The organism is Gardnerella swidsinskii, from assembly GCF_023277705.1.
Taxonomy (GTDB): domain Bacteria; phylum Actinomycetota; class Actinomycetes; order Actinomycetales; family Bifidobacteriaceae; genus Bifidobacterium; species Bifidobacterium swidsinskii.
In genome coordinates this window covers 573,251-591,512 of sequence record NZ_CP083176.1, presented here as the reverse complement: position 1 = coordinate 591,512, position 18,262 = coordinate 573,251, and the positions used below count along the sequence as shown (strand labels likewise).

Sequence of the window (18,262 nt, the reverse complement as noted above, 5' to 3'; positions counted from 1 at the left end):
AATCTAAGTAAACGTAAGGAAGTACATAATGCTCAACCTGATGGAAGTAAGCGAAACTAATTCGATGATTGAGCAAGAACAGCTCGACGTTCGCACAATCACCATGGGAATCAACCTACTAGATTGCGCTTGCGAAAACGTGCAGGACGTTTGTTGTAAAGTTGAAGCAAAAATCACACGTCTTGCGAAAGATTTAGTAAAAACTGGCAACGATATTTCGCGCGACTACGGAATTCCAATTGTAAACAAGCGAATTACTGTAACTCCGATTTCGCTTGTTGGAGCGTCATCTTGTAAAAAGCCTGAAGATTTTGTGCAAATTGCGCACGCATTAGACAGAGCAGCACACACTGTTGGAGTTGATTTAATTGGTGGGTATTCTGCGCTTCCAGCAAAGTCGATGACTGCAGCAGACTGCATGCTTATTGAGTCGCTTCCGCAAGCTTTAAGTGAGACGGAAATTGTGTGCTCGTCTGTGAATGTTGGCTCAACACGAACCGGTATAGACATGGATTGCGTAGAGCTGCTCGGACGTACGATTAAAAAGATTGCTGAAGCTACAGCTGAAAACGATTCTTACGGTTGCGTTAAATTCGTGGCTTTTTGTAATGCTCCGGACGACAATCCGTTCATGGCAGGCGGCTTCCATGGCGTAACTGAAGGCGATGCTGTGATCAATGTTGGCGTGTCTGGTCCTGGCGTTGTTTCGAGTGCACTCGATGCTGCTAGAGGAAAAGACTTTGCTTTTCTATGCGAAACTATTAAGCGCACTGCGTTTAAGATTACTCGTGTAGGTCAGTTGGTTGCGCAAGAGGCTTCTCGTAGGCTTGGTGTGCCGTTTGGAATTATAGACTTGTCGCTTGCTCCAACTCCTGCAGTTGGCGATTCTGTTGGCGAAGTGCTTGAGAAAATCGGTTTGGATCAGGTTGGTGCTCCCGGCACAACTGCAGCGCTCGCTATGCTGAACGATCAAGTTAAGAAGGGCGGCATTATGGCAAGTAGCTATGTTGGCGGTCTTTCTGGAGCGTTTATACCCGTTTCGGAAGATGCAAATATGATTGCTGCTGCAAAGTCTGGCTGCTTGACTATTGAAAAGCTTGAAGCAATGACATGCGTTTGCTCAGTCGGTCTTGACATGATTGCAATTCCTGGAAACATTTCCGCTGCAACGATTTCTGGCATGATCGCGGATGAATCTGCAATTGGTATGATTAATCAAAAAACTACCGCTGTGCGAATTATTCCAGTAATTGGAAAAGGTGTAGGCGAAATGGCGAACTTCGGCGGATTAATGGGATATGCGCCGATTATGCCAGTAAACCAAACAAGCTGCGAAGCTTTCGTAACTCGCGGTGGACGTATTCCTGCTCCAGTACACAGCTTCAAGAATTAGCGTGCGCTTTGACCGAGCTTGAAATCACAGGATTTCAAGCTCGGTCAAAGCGGAAACTCGCTTAAGTTGGAAGTCCGGGGGACTTCCAACGCGAGTTTCGTAGCGAGCGCGTTACCCGCGCGAGCGTCACCGTTTTTTTCGTTACTGGTGCAGTCGTCAGCGCAAATGCCGGAGAACATGCGCGCAATTGGGGACTTACACCCCACATAAGTCCACAAAAACGAGCGCAGCGCTTCGGCAGGTCGTCGCACGCATAAATCCTACTGCACATTAATGATCACTGGCTCGCTGTGAAGCCCTGGCACGCGCTTATGCTCAAGCCGCGCAACGTATGTGCCGCGATCCACCTTCGGTAAATCGTCATCTGCAACACAGCCTTTTCCGACGGTAGTATTGGTATTCCAAGTGATTTTCTTTTCGAAATGATCACCCTTCGCCATAAGCAGCGGTTTTAATGCAGTGTCACAACTATCAGATCGCCATACTGCATGTGATAAGTAGTCAACGCTCTTACTTGCATCTTTAAAGTCTTTGTTGTCTTTATTATCTTTCTTTTTATTATCTTTAGTTTCTTGCTTACCTTGCGTAACTTCTTCACTACTATTAATAGTTAAAACGGCATTCATATCCGATGCGTCAATAAGGCAAGAAGAGTTTCCTTCGTACACAAATCGTTCTGTCAATTCAACACTACCGCCCATAGGAACAGTTTGTGACTTAGTAGAAAGCTCAAGACGAATATCTTTATCAGTGCAATGAGGTGTTAATCCAACAGGACGGGGGTCTGGCACTGAATGACGAACAATGGTAACTTCATGACCAGCAATCGCTTTACTAATAGCGGCAATACCCTTGCTCAAGCTAATAACACAAAATATTGCCAACATAATCAAAAGCAACAAAGCAATACCGACAACAATTCTGCGACGACGATACATTCTTCGTTTTGCTGCGCTCATGTTACGTACGGTCTTACGCACGGGTTTGCGCATCGGGTTGCGAACCGATGTTGCGCTCGCATTGCGATGCGGCTCACGTGGTGACGTAGTTGGCATTGACATATTTACCATTGTAATACATAAGTCGATGAGATGAACTGTACTCACTACACAAGGTAGGCTCACATACAAAGTAATTAAGCTGTTAATTAAAGAGTTACAAAAGCAGCGTAATGAGTTAGTTACTTAAGGTAGTGCTAAAGTGCCATCTGGCAATATAGTGATAAGACTGTCATGATTGAGCGAAGCAATGCATTCGCTAAGTTGTGTTTGATTCGACCATAAATTGTTGATCTCGCAACGTTGCAATACCTGCTGTTTTTTATGTGCCTCACGCAATGCCTGCAAAATAATACCGCGCACTTGCCGATTAGTGCCGGCAAAATGCTGCTGGGGGCGGGTATGGCGGCCAAGACCTGGAAATCCAGCAGCTTTGAAACAGCACCATGTTTGCAAAGGACATGCAGTGCATTGCGGAGATCGTGCTGTGCAAATGGTAGCACCAATTTCCATAATTGCCTGATTCCAAACGGATGAAGTGCAGGTAGTGTTGGTGGTGTTAGTAGCGTTAGCAGTGGTAGCAGTAACATGATTATCTTCTGGCAATACTGCGGCAGCAAGCTCGCGGTCAGATTGCGTTGTGCTGCCATCATGCGATTCAGTTCCAGTAAAAGCGCGCATAAGTACGCGGCGAATATTTGTATCAATCACCGCAATGTGCTTGCCATAAGCAAAGCTGAGTATTGCACTTGCTGTGTAATCGCCTACACCTGGCAAGGCAATAAGTTCTTCATAGGTGCATGGCAGCTTATTGCGATATCTTGTTGCTACAACTTGAGCACAAGATTGTAAACGTAACGCGCGTCGAGGGTAGCCGAGGCGACCCCAAGCTGTAATAATTTCAGCACTCGTAGCGTGAGCTAGTGATTGTGCATCTGGCCAAGTTTGCATCCAAGTGAGCCAATAGGGTACAACACGGCTCATTTGCGTTTGCTGGCTCATTACTTCACACACAAGCACACCCCAAGGGGTAGTGTGCCCAAACCTCCAAGGCAAATCGCGTGCACAACTATGCCAAAAAAGTGCAACATTATCGCGCGTAAGTGTTGCCAATTCGCGCAATGGCTGAGAAGTTTCTTCGGTGAGATGTTCTTCGGGGAGAGATTGTGAATCTTGTTGCATGCTTAATTATGTAAACGTCGTATACTTTTGTGATTACTTTCCGCCTGTAAAACCGAGTTGTCTCCACGCTTCATACACTGCAATAGAAGCGCAATTTGTAAGATTCAAACTACGAAGTGACGGGCGCATAGGAAGACGCACCTGCTCTGCCACGTGCGGGCCTGCCATAACATCCATTGGATCAGGAATATCTCCTGGTTCTGGTCCAAAAAGCAGAATATCGTTCGGCTTATATTCAATTTCAGTGTAAAGTTTCGTAGCATTCGCAGTAAACGCAATAATTCGCGAATTTGGCATTGACTCAACTAAATTCTCAAAATTTGGGTGCAAAACAACGTGAGCCATATCGTGATAATCCAAGCCTGCGCGACGTAATTTAGTATCGTGCAAATTAAAACCAAGCGGCTCAACCAAGTGCAAAATAGTGCCAGTTACAGCGCAAAGTCGAATTGCGGAACCTGTATTTCCTGGAATACGAGGGGAGTAGAAGCAAAGGTGAGGAGTGTGCGTTTCTGCGCGCGCTGCGTCGTCGGCGCTGAGCATTGCGTCCATAACGCTAATTGGATTTCCGTGAGCGTCGGTTACAAGCTCGTCTGGGCCATAATTTGATTTGCGGTAGCCGTACTCGTACATTTGCTCTACGCGGCTTGCTGCTGCTTTGTGTGCTTCGGTTTGTGCTTCGGTTTGCTTTTTGGTTTTGGCTGCTGCTTCTTGCGTATTCTCGCTGTTATTCATGCTATTCCTTAGCTTTTTAAGTATCTTTACGTAACTTCGTAATCGTAACGTATTTAGTTTACTCGCAACTTGTATAGTTTAATGTGGCGCGAGTTTTAGCTGGTGTTTGGCTGGTGTGTTTCTGAAGTGGCTGTGAGTGGTGGGTGTTACTAGCGCGACGACATGCTTGAGCGCAGCATTGTGCTCGCGAAAGCAACTCGGAGCGTGAGCTTGCTCAAGTTGAAAGCACGGTGTGCTTTCAACGCAAGCTCAGTAGCGAGCGCGCTTTGCGCGTGAGCGTTCTTTCGGGCGCTTTATTCTTAAACTTTTTTAACGATAAGCTCGCGTTTTATTACGCTCGCTTGCGAAACTCGCGTTGGAAGTCCACTGGACTTCCAACTTTAGCGAGTTTCCGCATTGAAGTGCCTCCGCGCGCTACGCTTTAAGCGCTCCGGCAAGTCAATGCGCAGTCCTCTTTTAGTGCTCGTAGAGAAATCCCCCAAACTCTGCGTGTTTAATCGTTAATAACCGTGCCTTATCGCAGAGATTTTTCGATTTTTCTTCTTCGCTTGGTGAATCAGCAGCCTGCGGCTCTGACGTTCGCCGCGCTCAGTGCGAAAAATCTCAAATCTCACCACACGAATATTCGTTCCACTGAAGTAGAGAATATTAAGCATCCCAGAAATTGCAAGCGCTAGAGCGGACTTTTTTATTAATAAGGAAGTCTTTAGTTTTTGGTAAAGTAGAGGTTCTGTGTAAGGTGTGTCATATAGCGGGCATGCTCATGGAACCGAAGAAGGCGCCCGCGCATCGCAACTTGCTTATTTGGCAGTTTCGTTTGCCGCGATTTTCTTTAGTTTTTCAAAGATTAAATAGTTAACTAGCGAGTGATAAAGGAACGTCCATTGGCTGCTGAACAAGCTATGACGAGCACCACGAAAGTCATCGCACGTGCTGACGAACATGATATTAAGTTGCATAAAGCGTCAGATCGTGTGAATTTTGGCTCCATTTGTGAGCCTATTGATGTGCCATACCTCCTCGGCGTGCAAACCGACAGCTTTGATTGGTTGATCGGTTCTGAACGCTGGAAGAAGCGCGTTGCAGAAGATGAAGCAAACGGAACTCACACCGTGCCTCATGTTTCTGGTCTCGACGAAGTCTTCCAGGAGATTTCCCCAATTGAGAACTTTGCTGAGACAATGAGTCTCACATTCTCTGATCCATACTTTGAAGAGCCACGCCACACTGTGCTCGAGTGCAAGGAAAAGGATTACACCTATTCTGCTCCACTTTATGTGAATGCTGAGTTTGAAAACGGCGAAACTGGTGAAATTAAGAGCCAAACTGTTTTCATGGGTGATTTTCCACTTCAAACTCCACACGGTACTTTTATTATTGGCGGCACCGAGCGAGTAATTGTTTCGCAGCTTGTGCGCTCTCCAGGCGTGTATTTTGATCGCACGCAGGATCGCACTTCCGACAAGGATGTTTTCGGTGCGAAGATTATTCCAAGCCGTGGTGCATGGCTGGAATTTGAGATCGACAAGCGTGACGTTTTAGGCGTTCGCGTTGACCGCAAGCGTAAGCAGTCTGCAATCGTATTCCTTATGGCTATTGGCATGACGAAAGACGAAATTGCCGATGCTTTCCAAGGATACCCACTTGTTTTGGATGCGCTCGCAAAAGAGCCTATCGAAACGCAAGACGATGCACTTACCGATTTGTACCGTAAGATTCGCCCTGCAGATACTGCAACTCCAGAAGCTGGTCGCAACCTTCTCGATTCCTTCTACTTCAACACAAAGCGTTACGATTTGGCTCGCGTTGGTCGCTATAAGATCAACCGCAAGCTCGGTATTGAAGCAGATTACAGCGATCGTAGCTTGAACCGCGAAGATATTATCGCAACTATTAAGTACTTGGTAACGTTGCATTCCGGCGAAAAGACCTTCCCAGGTAAGCGCGACGGTCAAGACGTGCAGTTGCGCGTTGACGTTGACGATATCGATCATTTCGGCAACCGTCGTATTCGTCAGGTTGGCGAGCTTGTGCAGAATCAGCTTCGTACCGGCTTAAGCCGCATGGAGCGCGTTGTGCGCGAACGTATGACAACTCAGGATGCAGAGGCAATTACTCCTCAGTCCTTGATTAACATTCGTCCAGTAAACGCAACTATTAAGGAATTCTTCGGAACTTCCCAGCTCAGCCAGTTTATGGATCAAAACAATCCTTTGGCAGGAGTTACGAACAAGCGTCGTCTTTCCGCACTTGGTCCTGGTGGTCTTTCTCGCGATCGCGCTTCTATGGAAGTTCGAGACGTGCACCCATCCCACTTCGGACGTATGTGCCCAATCGAATCCCCAGAAGGTCCAAACATCGGTCTTATCGGTTCTTTGGCAACCTTCGGACGCATCAACCCATTCGGCTTCATCGAAACCCCATACCGCAAGGTTGTGAATGGTCACGTAACTAACGAAGTTGAATACATGACTGCAGACCGCGAAGCCGAGCACGTTATTGCTCAAGCAAACCAGGAACTCGACGAAAACGGCAACTTCGTTGGCACTCAAGCACTTGCTCGCGTGGACGAAGAAGAAGCAGTCGATGTGCCTGTAAGCACTGTAGATTACATGGATGTTTCCCCACGTCAGATGGTTTCCCTTGGTGCTTCCTTGATTCCATTCTTGGAGCACGATGAAGGTCACCGCGCATTGATGGGTACGAACATGCAGCGTCAGGCTGTGCCGCTTATTAAGTCGGAGCGACCACTTGTTGGTACCGGCTCTGAATGGCGTGCAGCAGTTGATTCTGGCGACGTAATCTTAGCTGAAAAGCCGGGCGTAGTAACTTACGTTTCTGCAGATATTATTCGCGTTATGAACGACGATGGAACTCAGTCCAGCTACAAGCTTTCAAAGTTCCAGCGTTCTAACCAGACTACTTGCTACAACCAAGTGCCGCTTATTAAAGATGGCGAGCGTGTTGAAGCTGGTACTGTTTTGGCAGACGGTCCTGCAACCGAAAAGGGCGAACTTGCATTGGGTAAGAATTTGCTCGTTGCATTCATGCCTTGGAACGGTTACAACTACGAGGATGCTGTGATTATTTCCCAGCGTCTTGTGCAAGATGATACGCTTTCTTCTATTCATATTGAAGAGTACGAAATCGACGCTCGTGAAACCAAGCTTGGTTCCGAAGAGATTACTCGCGATTTGCCAAACGTTGGTGAAGATGCGATTGCAAATCTTGACGAGCGCGGCATTATTCGCATTGGCGCTGAAGTCGAAGCTGGCGATATTTTGGTTGGTAAGGTAACTCCTAAGGGCGAAACCGAGCTTACTCCAGAAGAGCGTTTGCTCCGCGCAATCTTCGGCGAAAAGAGCCGCGAAGTGCGCGATACTTCTTTGCGCGTGCCACACGGTGAGACTGGTACTGTGATTGCAGTTAAGGAAATCACTCGTGAAGACGCTGAAGATGACGGTGACGAGCTTCCAAACGGCGTGAACCAAATGATTCGCGTTTACATTGCTCAGCATCGTAAGATTACGCAAGGCGATAAGCTTTCCGGTCGTCACGGCAACAAGGGTGTTATTTCCCGCATTTTGCCAGAAGAAGATATGCCATTCTTGGCTGATGGTACTCCAGTTGACATCATGCTTAACCCGTTGGGCGTGCCTTCTCGAATGAACTTGGGTCAGGTGCTCGAGCTTCACTTGGGCTGGATTGCTCACGCTGGCTGGGATATTAACTTGGATCCAGATTTGGAAGCAGCTTGGAAGAAGTACGTGCCGCAAGGTGCTGAGCATGGCGATCCATGCACTCCAGTTGCAACACCAGTATTCGACGGCGTGCGCCCAGAAACTTTGAAGGGCTTGCTTTCTACAACACTCGCAAATCGCGATGGTGACAAGCTTGTTGGCTCCGACGGTAAGGCAACCTTATTCGACGGTCGTACTGGTGAGCCATTCCCGAAGCCAATTTCTGTGGGCTACATGTACATTTTGAAGCTGCATCACTTGGTTGATGATAAGATTCACGCACGTTCCACTGGTCCTTACTCCATGATTACCCAGCAGCCGTTGGGTGGTAAGGCTCAGTTCGGCGGTCAGCGCTTCGGCGAAATGGAAGTGTGGGCGCTCGAGGCTTATGGTGCTGCTTACACATTGCACGAAATGATGACTACGAAGTCTGATGACGTCGACGGTCGCGTGCGCGTGTATGGTGCTATCGTCAAGGGCGATAACCTGCCACCAGCTGGCATTCCTGAATCCTTCAAGGTGTTGCTTAAGGAAATGCAGTCGCTTTCCCTTAATGTTGAAGTGTTGAACGCTGAAGGCGTTGCAATCGACATGAAGGATGAAGAGGACGACCCAGTTTCATCTTCCGACGATCTTGGCTTCAATATTGGCGCTCGACCAGATTCGTCCGCCAAGGAAGATCAGATTGCTGTTGAACCTGAATACCAGTGATTCGGTAACGAACACACTTTAAGAAATTAAGAAACATTAGAAAACAATTTCATGAGACAGGACGATAAGAGTGCTGGACGTCAACGCATTTGACAAACTGAGGATTGGACTGGCCACCGCCGAAGATATCCGTAGCTGGAGCCACGGCGAAGTAAAGAAGCCAGAAACCATTAATTACCGTACCCTAAAGCCAGAGAAGGACGGTCTGTTCGGTGAGCAGATCTTCGGTCCAACTCGCGATTGGGAGTGCGCGTGTGGTAAGTATAAGCGCGTGCGCTTTAAGGGAATCGTGTGCGAGCGATGCGGCGTGGAAGTTACCCGCAGCCGCGTTCGCCGCGAACGCATGGGTCATATTGAGCTTGCAGCTCCGGTAACGCACATTTGGTTCTTCAAGGGTGTGCCAAGCCGTTTGGGCTACTTGCTCGACATTGCACCTAAGGATCTTGAAAAAGTAATCTACTTCGCAGCCTACATGGTTACGAAAGTCGACGAAGAACAGCGTCATCAAGATCTTCCAGATTTGCAAGACGAATTCGATACCGAAATCGGCAACCTTCGCAAGCGCCGCGATAACGAAATTGAAGCGCGCGCAAAGAAAGTTGAAGAAGACTTGCACGAGCTGGAAGAATCTGGCGAAAGCAAAGGTGCTGCAAAATCTAAGCTGCGCGCTAGTGCAGAACGCGAAATGTCTGCTATTCGCACCCGTTACGACGAGCAGATTCAGCGTTTGAATGCCGTGTTCGACCGCTTCAAGGGCTTGCGTGCCGGAGACATGGAAGGCGACGTTGACTTGTGGCGCGAGATGGAAGATCGCTACGGTGACTACTTCGAAGGCTGCATGGGTGCTGAAGCTATTAAGAAGCGTTTGCAGGACTTCGATTTGAAGTCTGCCGCAGAGGAGCTTCGCGCAGAAATCGACAACGGAACCGGTCAGCGCAAGGCTCGCGCTTTGAAGCGACTGAAGGTTGTAAACGCATTCTTGACTACTGGAAACAAGCCAGAAGCTATGGTTTTGGACGTAATTCCAGTAATCCCACCAGATTTGCGACCAATGGTTCAGCTCGATGGTGGTCGTTTTGCAACTTCCGATTTGAACGATTTGTACCGTCGCGTAATCAACCGTAACAACCGTTTGAAGCGACTTATTGAGCTCGGCGCTCCTGAAATCATGCTTAATAACGAAAAGCGCATGCTTCAGGAAGCAGTCGATTCGCTCTTCGACAACGGTCGCCGCGGACGCCCAGTAACCGGCGCATCCAACCGACCATTAAAGTCGCTTTCCGACATGCTTAAGGGTAAGCAAGGTCGATTCCGTCAGAACTTGCTCGGTAAGCGTGTTGATTACTCCGGCCGTTCCGTAATCGTCGTTGGTCCAAGTCTTCGCATGCATCAGTGCGGTTTGCCAAAGCCAATGGCATTGGAGCTGTTTAAGCCGTTCGTTATTAAGCGTTTGGTAGATCAGGGCTTTGCTCAGAATATGAAGAGCGCAAAGCGTTTGGTTGACCGCGGCGACTCCGAAGTTTGGGGCGTCTTGGAGGAAGTTATTTCCGAGCATCCTGTGCTTCTTAACCGCGCACCTACACTTCACCGCTTGGGTATTCAAGCATTTGAGCCAATTTTGGTTGAAGGTAAAGCAATCCACCTGCCACCACTTGCCTGCGCAGCATTCAACGCAGACTTCGATGGTGACCAGATGGCAGTGCATCTTCCGCTTTCTGCAGAAGCTCAAGCCGAAGCACGCACTTTGATGATGGCTTCCGACAATATCTTGAAGCCAGCAGACGGTCACACCGTTACAATGCCTTCTCAGGATATGATTCTGGGTCTTTACTACTTGTCTACCGTAATTGACGGAGCAAAGGGTCAGGGTCGTATTTTCTCCTCGCTTGCTGAAGCTGAAATGGCTCTCGACAAGCATGAGATTGACATGCAAGCTAAGGTGCTGATTCGAGTTCCTGCAGACTTCGTATTGCCAAAGAATTGGGAGCCTGCTGAGCTTAAGGTTGTCGACCCTGAGCCAGGCAGCCCGGACGTTGTGCGCGAAGAGCGTTTTAAGGACGGAACTGTACTGTTTGCAACTTCTTGCGGACGCATTTTGTTCAACGGAACTTTGCCAGTCGACTATCCGTTCGTAAACGAGCAGGTGCCAAAGGGCGTACTTTCTAAGATCGTCGACGAAATTGCAACCCGCTATTCTACAGCTCAAGTTGCAGCAACACTCGACGCTTTGAAGGATCTCGGCTTTACTCGCGCTCCTTGGTCTGGCGTAACGATGGCATTCTCCGACATTGTGCTTCCTCCAAATCGCGAACAAATCGCGCAAGATTACGAGGATCAGGCTGCAAAAATCAACTCCCAGTACGATATGGGTCTTCTTACCGACGAAGAACGTCGTCAAGAGTTGATTAACTTGTGGACTGAATGCACCGACAAGGTTGCAGACGCAATGCGCGAAAACTTCCACGACGACAACAACGTGAACATCATGGTTCAGTCAGGCGCACGTGGTAACTGGATGCAGATTCGCCAGATTGCTGGTATGCGAGGCCTCGTGGCAAACCCTAAGGGCGAGATTATTCCTCGACCTGTTAAGTCAAACTACCGCGACGGCTTGTCTGTGTTGGAGTACTTCATCTCCCAGCACGGCGCTCGTAAGGGCCTGGCAGATACCGCACTTCGTACGGCAGAATCTGGCTACTTGACTCGTCGTCTTGTGGACGTTTCGCAGGAAGTAATCGTTCGCGAAGAAGATTGTGGCACTAAGCGCGGTCTTATGATGAAGATTGCTGATCGCGACGAAAACGGCAATTTGACGCTTGTTAAGGCTGCTGATGGCGGTCCATACTCGCGCTTGCTTGCTGCAGACGTGCTCGATCCTGCTGACGGCACTACAGTTTTGGCAAAGTGCGGAGATGCGCTTTCTATGGACGTTTTGCGCGATTTGGTTGCGCACGGCGTTGAGGAAGTTAAGGCGCGTTCTGTGCTTACTTGCGAATCTAAGCGCGGCGTTTGCGCAAAGTGCTACGGATGGTCCTTGGCTACGAGCCGACTCGTGGATGTTGGCGAGGCTGTTGGTATTGTTGCAGCACAGTCCATTGGTGAGCCTGGTACGCAGCTTACGCTTCGTTCCTTCCACTCTGGTGGCGTCGCTTCGGCTTCTGATATTACTCAGGGTCTTCCTCGTGTTACGGAGCTTTTCGAGGCTCGTACTCCTAAGGGTGAGGCTCCAATCGCTGAGTTCCCAGGCGTTGTGAAGGTTGAGGATACTGACCATGGTCGTCAGGTGACTTTGACTCCAGACGACACTACGGTTGAGCCAATCGTTTACCCTGTGACGCGTCGTGCGCCAATGCTGGTAAAGGATGGCGAGCATGTTGACGTTGGTACGCAGCTGATTGAGGGTTCTGTGGATCCTAAGAAGATTTTGCGAATCCTTGGTCCGCGCGCAGCTCAGGTGAATATTGTGGAAGAAGTTCACAACGTTTACCGTTCTCAGGGCGTTGATATTCACGACAAGCACATTGAAGTTATTGTGCACCAGATGCTTCGCCGTATTACGGTGATCGATTCTGGCGATACGGATCTTCTTCCAGGTGAGCTTGTGGATCAGGCAAAGTTCCGTGAGGCAAACTTGGCTGCCGTTAAGAACGGTGGCAAGCCTGCTGCTGGTCGACCAGAGCTTATGGGTATTACCAAGGCTTCTTTGGCTACGGATTCTTGGCTTTCTGCAGCATCGTTCCAGGAGACTACGCGCGTGCTTACTGAGGCCGCCTTAAGCCAGAAGGAAGATGACCTTAAGGGCTTGAAGGAGAATGTGATTATCGGTAAGCTCATCCCAGCTGGTACCGGTTTGGCGCGTTACCGCAACGCTAACGTGGAGCCGGATCCTCAAGTTCGCGACTCTATTTATCCAAACTTCGGTTTGGGCGGTGCGGATAGCACGCCTTCGAACTTCGGTGAGAGCGATATGGGTGATGTTGACTTCTCCAACATTGATTTTGGCGATATGAAGCTCGGCGACGACTTTAATCCAGATGACTTCCTTGACGATCAGGGTGGTCAGAGCGATTATGGCGACGAAGCTGAGTGATTGCGCTAATCTAATATAAAAATGGGGCTTCAAGCTTTCGGGCTTGAAGCTCCTTTTTGTTACTGGCACAGTATGCTTTCTGCGTTAATAACGTATAATGCCGTTTTTTCGTTACTGGGCAGCGTGACGACCTGCTTTCGCGCATAGAGCGTAGCGCGCGAAAGCAATTCGGAGCGGAAACTCGCTTAAGTTGAAAGCACAGTGTGCTTTCAACGCGAGTTTCGCAAGCGAGCGCGCAATCTGCGCGAGCATTAACTGCGTGCGTGTCTGATTTTGCCTACTTTCGGACACTGGTGCAGTCGGCTTACTGCATGAGTAACACATGAATCGTACTACAACACCTTTTAACCACAATGTTATAAATTTATTGTCTATTCATCGTATTCTCAAATAACTTCAGTAGTATGCCTAAAACTAACAACGAAATGATACGTATGATAAGAGACGCTGAAATAGAGCATAGATGCATCCTACCTATTAATTCAGCTCAAAAACTAATAAATCTACGCACGATGTTGTTTATTTGTTGCTGGCGCAGTTGATTTAAAAAAGTTACGCAGTAAAAGTTACGCAGTACGTGGCGTATTGGGAAAGATATTTAGATAATGTTGGGGCATTATGGCAGAAGAGAAGAAAGAGATTGTGATAATAGATGAAACTACACTTAAAAGTAAGATTTACTATATAAGAAATCAAAAAGTTATGCTTGATTCGGATTTAGCTGAGATTTATGGATATTCTACAAAAAGATTTAACGAACAGGTTAAAAGGAATATTGAAAAATTTGATGACGATTTTATGTTCCAATTAACCGATGAGGAAGTATCTGAACTTTCAAGGTCGCATTTTGCGACCTTGAACAAAGCGCAAGGCAGAGGCAGTAACATTAAATACAAGCCATATGTTTTCACAGAACAGGGCATCTATATGCTTATGACTGTATTAAGGGGAGAACTGGCAGTTAAACAGAGCAAGGCTTTAATACGAATGTTCAAGCAGATGAAAGACTTCATTGTTGAAAATAGAGACTTTCTTAGTTCAAAAGAAATGACGCAACTGTTATTGCAAACAAGCCAAAATACAAATGATATAATGCAGCATTCAAAAGAAATAGCAAATATAAACGATAAAATTAGCACTTTGGCAACAAAAGAAGATTTGAAAAAGGTAATGGATAATTTTATAGATAGTAACACCTACAAGCATTTTCTTTTGCTGAATGGAGATAAGATAGAAGCAGATGTTGCCTATACAAAAATATATAAGTCAGCAAAGAAAAGCATTTATGTTATAGATAACTATATAGGGCTTAAAACTTTGGAACTTTTAAGGGCTGCAAGAGATAACATACAAATCATAGTTTTTAGCGATAATGTAAGAAATAAAGATATGCTTACAAAAAATATTTTAGATGATTTTAGAAAAGATTATCCTAATATAGACCTGAATCTGAAGGTATCCAATAAAAAATACCACGATAGATATATTGCACTAGATTTTGGGGCAGAAAATGAGGTCTTTTATTTTTGTGGAGCATCATCGAAGGATGCGGGAAATAAAATATCAAGTATTACTCAAATAGAAGAATCATCTAAGGATATGTATCATACAATGTTTGCTGGAATGTTAAACAATAAGAATTTGAAAATTTAATACACAAAGAGCAAAGTAGGAAGTTGTATGAACTTTAAAAGGCGGTAGAAGCGAAAATCTATCGTCTTTTTAATTACTGCAAATTAGAGAGCGCGTGTGTTCTGCGTTAGTGTCTGATTTTGCCTACCTTCGGACACTGGCGCAGTACTGTTTCTGCGTTATGGTCTCTGGTTGCTTGTTTTGACAAGATGTATACAAGCGATTATGCTATATATAACATAAGCAGGGGGTTGTGGAATTGTTTGATGTGATTTTTTACAGTGATAAGGATGGTGATAAGCCAGTACGCGAGTTTATTAAAAGTTTAGATGTCAAGTTGCGCGCGAAGGTGGTTTCTGATTTGCATCGCTTGGAGATGTTGGGAAACGATGCGAGGGAACCGCTTAGTAAGCATGTTGGCAACCATATTTTTGAGCTTCGCACTATTTTAGGTAGCAACATAGTGCGTATTTTATACTTTTTTGATGCGGATAAGATCATTGTTGCCACCAACGGATTCGTTAAAAAGCAGCAGAAAACTCCGCGTAGTGAAATATTGGTCGCTATGCAGAGAAGGGCTGAATATTTTAATAGAAAGATGGGCTTGTGATGGAAAAGCAAGAGTTGCAGGGAACGTGCGTAGTGCAGGAAAAGCAAGAGTTGCAGGGAACGTGCGTAGTGCGAGGAACGCGAGTAATGCAGAGAAAGCAAGAGTTGCTGCGAACGCGCGCAGTGCAAGAAACGCACGTAGTGCGGGGAACGCGAGTAATGCAGAGAAAGCAAGAGTTGCGGCGAATGCGCGCAGTGCAGGAAGCGCGCGCAGTGCAGGAAACGCGAATGAATGATTTGCATGAACTCACGGACGAGCTTATGAAGGATCCCGAGTTCAAGAAAGAGTATGATGCGCTTCAGCCGGAAAGAGACTTGACTATGTCGCTTGTGATGGCGAGAAAAAGGGCTGGTTTGACTCAGGCTGAGCTGTCGGAGAAGACGGGTATAAGTCAGTCGGATATTAGCAGGTTGGAAAATGGTTCGAGGAATCCGACTATTGCGCTTTTGAATCGTATTGCAAATGCTTTGAATGCGACTTGCAGGATTGAGTTTGTGCCGAATGCGCGTTGACGTGTTTTAGCGCTGCGATTTAGCGCTCAACTTGCCTTGTACTTTCCAAACGAACTTGTTGGAAATTCCGACAGGTTGACTTTTCGTTAGGAATATAAAGAAAGCACAATCGTGCGCGCGGTTGTGCGTAAAGCACAACATAATTTCTAAAGCACAGCCACACGAACCTGTCCTGCCTTCGTCAATCGAGACGAAGGTAGACCTCGCTTGCGTTGAAAGCACACCGTGCTTTCAACCCTCAGCAAGCGCTACCGCATTGAGCTTGCTTGAAGCACGCAATGCAGCTTCAAGCAAGCTCAATGCGACACGCCGATGGTTTGGGTTTTGAGAAAAAATAAAAAACGCAAAAAACAAAAAGAGCTGGTTATTTGTCACCCCCAAATCCGTTGTTTTTCAACGATTTTTGTACCGGGGGTAGATGCTCAGAAACATAAACATTTGACTGTGTTATACTACATCTCATTTTTCGTCTAAATATCGATTAATATTATATGTACTCACGGTTGAGCGTTATCGCACAATTTGCGAAGAATAGCTAAATGATGAAAGTTTGCAGTTGTATTTCTGCGTTCGCATCTGTGTGTTTGCACTGATGCTGTCGTCAATGCAATTGTCAGTATGTCATAACGACATAATTGTCAGTATGTCATAACCTTTTGTTTAGCTTGTAACCTGCTGTTGAGCCTAAATAAAGATGTAAGACGATTAGTTTACTTATTGAAGAGAGGAAATATGCGTCTACAGGCTTCAAAGTTAAAACGCGCGGTGGCACTCGTAGCTGCCTCCTGCACGCTCGGTACCTGCTGCATCGCTGGATCCATAGCGTGGGCTGGTGGTGAGTTGGCTTCTAATACTCCTACTCAAGGTGAAAATACCGCGAATATTAAATCTGGTCAGGCTACCTCTATTACCATTTACAAGTATGAAGGTCCTGAGGGTTCTGTTAGGAATAATGGTAAAGAGCAGAAAATTCCAGATGCACAAAAACCAATTTCAGGCGTGAAGTTCAAGATTACTCCAATTGTTGGTACTAATGGCAACAAGATTGATTTGTCCAAGACAACTGGTTGGACAGCTATCAAAGATTTAAATGTTGAGAATAAGACTGCTGCTAAGGCTTTGCAAGATGCAGGATTGAAGGCTTCTGAAGCAAAAGCTGACGTTGTAGAACAAGAGACTGGTACAGATGGTTCTACAACATTCAATCTTGGTGCTACGTACGGCTTGTACTTGGTAGAAGAAGACTTGGCTAATAGTGCGCCTAAGAAAGATGGGAAACCTATTAAGGTTACTAAGCAAGTTAACCCATTCCTTGTAACGGTTCCTCTTCCAGATACGCAGACTCATACTTGGATTTACAATTTAAAGATTTATCCAAAAAACGACGTTAGCACCAGCAAGGTAGAGAAGAAAGCTCAGACTGCTCCAAACAAGCCATTCATTGATGGCACTACGACGACTATGGGTTGGGATATTTCCATCCCGCTCACCGCTATTAAAGATGGTGGCAAAACCTATACAAATGTTTCCTTCACTGACCCGATTAACACAGACTTCTTGAACTATAGCAGTGTTAAGAATGTGAAGGTTACTGATAAAGATGGCAACGCCTCTGATACTTTAGAGACGACGGATTATGAAGTTGAAGGATATTCTTCAATTGGTAATAATCCAGATAAGGTAAACTTAGCTAGATCTGAGAACCTCAAGAACGTCAAGTGGATTCGCGTTAAGCTAACTACAACTGGTTTAACTAAGGCTTCTGCCAAAGTTGGCGGTAAACTTACAGCAACAGTTGTAACAACAGTTATTGCTCCTGGAAATATTAAGAACTACATAAACACTGATGTGGATGGAGTTGCAACCGGCGAGGGAGGTAAAACTCCAGGCTGTATTCCAACTAAGCAAAAACCATGTGATGAAGACCCAAATCATCCTCACGAAGGTGGAGATACCACTAATTTCGCTAAGCTCACCATTGATAAGGTTGGATTGAGTGATAACGACAATAAGGACAATGGTAAACCTTTGCAGGGTGCAATCTTTAATGTCTATGAAGCTGCTCCAGGTAAAACTGTAGATGACCTTAAAGGTAAGACAGTTGACGCTGCTGGAAGTGATTTAGTAAAGACCGGCGGACATGTTCGTACAATGACTGCAACTGATGATAAAGGTAAAGCTTCTGACTCCTTCTTCGTTGGTAATGGTGCTAATGTTTCGCACGTTTATTGCGCAGTTGAAACTAAGGCTCCAGATGGATTTGAACTTGATAACAAGCTTCATTGTGTGAATCTCACTGCTGGTGCTGACAATTCAGCTAACACATTGAAGATTAACAACAAGAAGTCTACTTCTCTCGACAAGATTCTTGGCAACTTGCCTATGACTGGTGCTCGCGGCTTGGTGATTTTGACGGTTTGCGGCATTGTTGGCATTGCTGGCACGCTCTTCTACATTGTGATGAAGCGTCGCAAGGAGCAGGAACAGGAGTAAAACTCAATCGGCTGGCTGAGTGACTTAGTTGGCTGAGTGGCTTGGATGATTGTTCAGCTGATCTGCTCTGCCGGTTGCATAGTTTGGTTTCGAAACAAGCTATGCAACCGGTTTGAGCAGATTAGCTGTGCAGTCAGGTCGGAGCGCAAACGCAAGAAATTCTCCG

At 46.5% G+C, this 18,262-nt stretch carries 11 protein-coding genes; 7 read left to right on the top strand and 4 right to left on the bottom strand.

The features are described from left to right. Window positions 1-28: 28 nt before the first annotated feature. Entirely contained in the window at window positions 29-1,393 is a 1,365-nt protein-coding gene (locus K9E37_RS02300; protein WP_248893502.1) for a PFL family protein, read from the top strand. Between the two features lie 260 nt (window positions 1,394-1,653). Here K9E37_RS02300 and K9E37_RS02295 read toward each other — a convergent pair whose 3' ends face one another. The 3 genes from K9E37_RS02295 to K9E37_RS02285 all read right to left on the bottom strand — a co-directional run bounded on the left by K9E37_RS02295 (window position 1,654) and on the right by K9E37_RS02285 (window position 4,308). Next, window positions 1,654-2,463, bottom strand: coding sequence for a peptide ABC transporter permease (locus K9E37_RS02295; RefSeq protein ID WP_231130951.1), 810 nt, complete (start codon window positions 2,461-2,463; stop codon window positions 1,654-1,656). Window positions 2,464-2,577: 114 nt separating this feature from the next. Further along, complete coding sequence (locus tag K9E37_RS02290) at window positions 2,578-3,573, bottom strand: HhH-GPD family protein (protein WP_248893500.1); 996 nt, start codon at window positions 3,571-3,573, stop codon at window positions 2,578-2,580. Between the two features lie 33 nt (window positions 3,574-3,606). Beyond that, a complete protein-coding gene (locus K9E37_RS02285; RefSeq protein ID WP_004109264.1) occupies window positions 3,607-4,308 on the bottom strand; it encodes a tRNA (cytidine(34)-2'-O)-methyltransferase in 702 nt (233 codons plus the stop codon). 902 nt (window positions 4,309-5,210) lie between these two features. On the opposite strand from K9E37_RS02285, the gene rpoB reads away from it, so the two are divergent. The 5 genes from rpoB (at window position 5,211) to K9E37_RS02260 (ending at window position 15,603) form a co-directional block, all read left to right on the top strand. Beyond that, complete coding sequence (rpoB, locus tag K9E37_RS02280) at window positions 5,211-8,759, top strand: DNA-directed RNA polymerase subunit beta (RefSeq protein ID WP_033888523.1); 3,549 nt, start codon at window positions 5,211-5,213, stop codon at window positions 8,757-8,759. 70 nt (window positions 8,760-8,829) lie between these two features. Then, entirely contained in the window at window positions 8,830-12,849 is a 4,020-nt protein-coding gene (locus K9E37_RS02275; RefSeq protein WP_248893498.1) for a DNA-directed RNA polymerase subunit beta', read from the top strand. A gap of 618 nt (window positions 12,850-13,467) precedes the next feature. Then, a complete protein-coding gene (locus tag K9E37_RS02270; RefSeq protein ID WP_248893496.1) occupies window positions 13,468-14,502 on the top strand; it encodes an ORF6N domain-containing protein in 1,035 nt (344 codons plus the stop codon). A 232-nt stretch (window positions 14,503-14,734) separates the two neighbouring features. Beyond that, on the top strand, window positions 14,735-15,091 hold the full coding sequence (locus K9E37_RS02265; protein ID WP_004109288.1) for a type II toxin-antitoxin system RelE/ParE family toxin: 357 nt from the start codon (window positions 14,735-14,737) through the stop codon (window positions 15,089-15,091). Window positions 15,092-15,249: 158 nt separating this feature from the next. Next, entirely contained in the window at window positions 15,250-15,603 is a 354-nt protein-coding gene (locus K9E37_RS02260) for a helix-turn-helix domain-containing protein (RefSeq protein ID WP_248893494.1), read from the top strand. A 231-nt stretch (window positions 15,604-15,834) separates the two neighbouring features. Here the strand turns inward: K9E37_RS02260 and K9E37_RS02255 are convergent, their stop codons facing one another. Then, complete coding sequence (locus K9E37_RS02255) at window positions 15,835-15,978, bottom strand: hypothetical protein (RefSeq protein ID WP_248893492.1); 144 nt, start codon at window positions 15,976-15,978, stop codon at window positions 15,835-15,837. 357 nt (window positions 15,979-16,335) lie between these two features. Between K9E37_RS02255 and K9E37_RS02250 the strand changes: the two genes are divergently transcribed. Continuing rightward, entirely contained in the window at window positions 16,336-18,096 is a 1,761-nt protein-coding gene (locus K9E37_RS02250; RefSeq protein WP_248893490.1) for a SpaH/EbpB family LPXTG-anchored major pilin, read from the top strand. The last annotated feature ends 166 nt before the right edge of the window (window positions 18,097-18,262 follow it).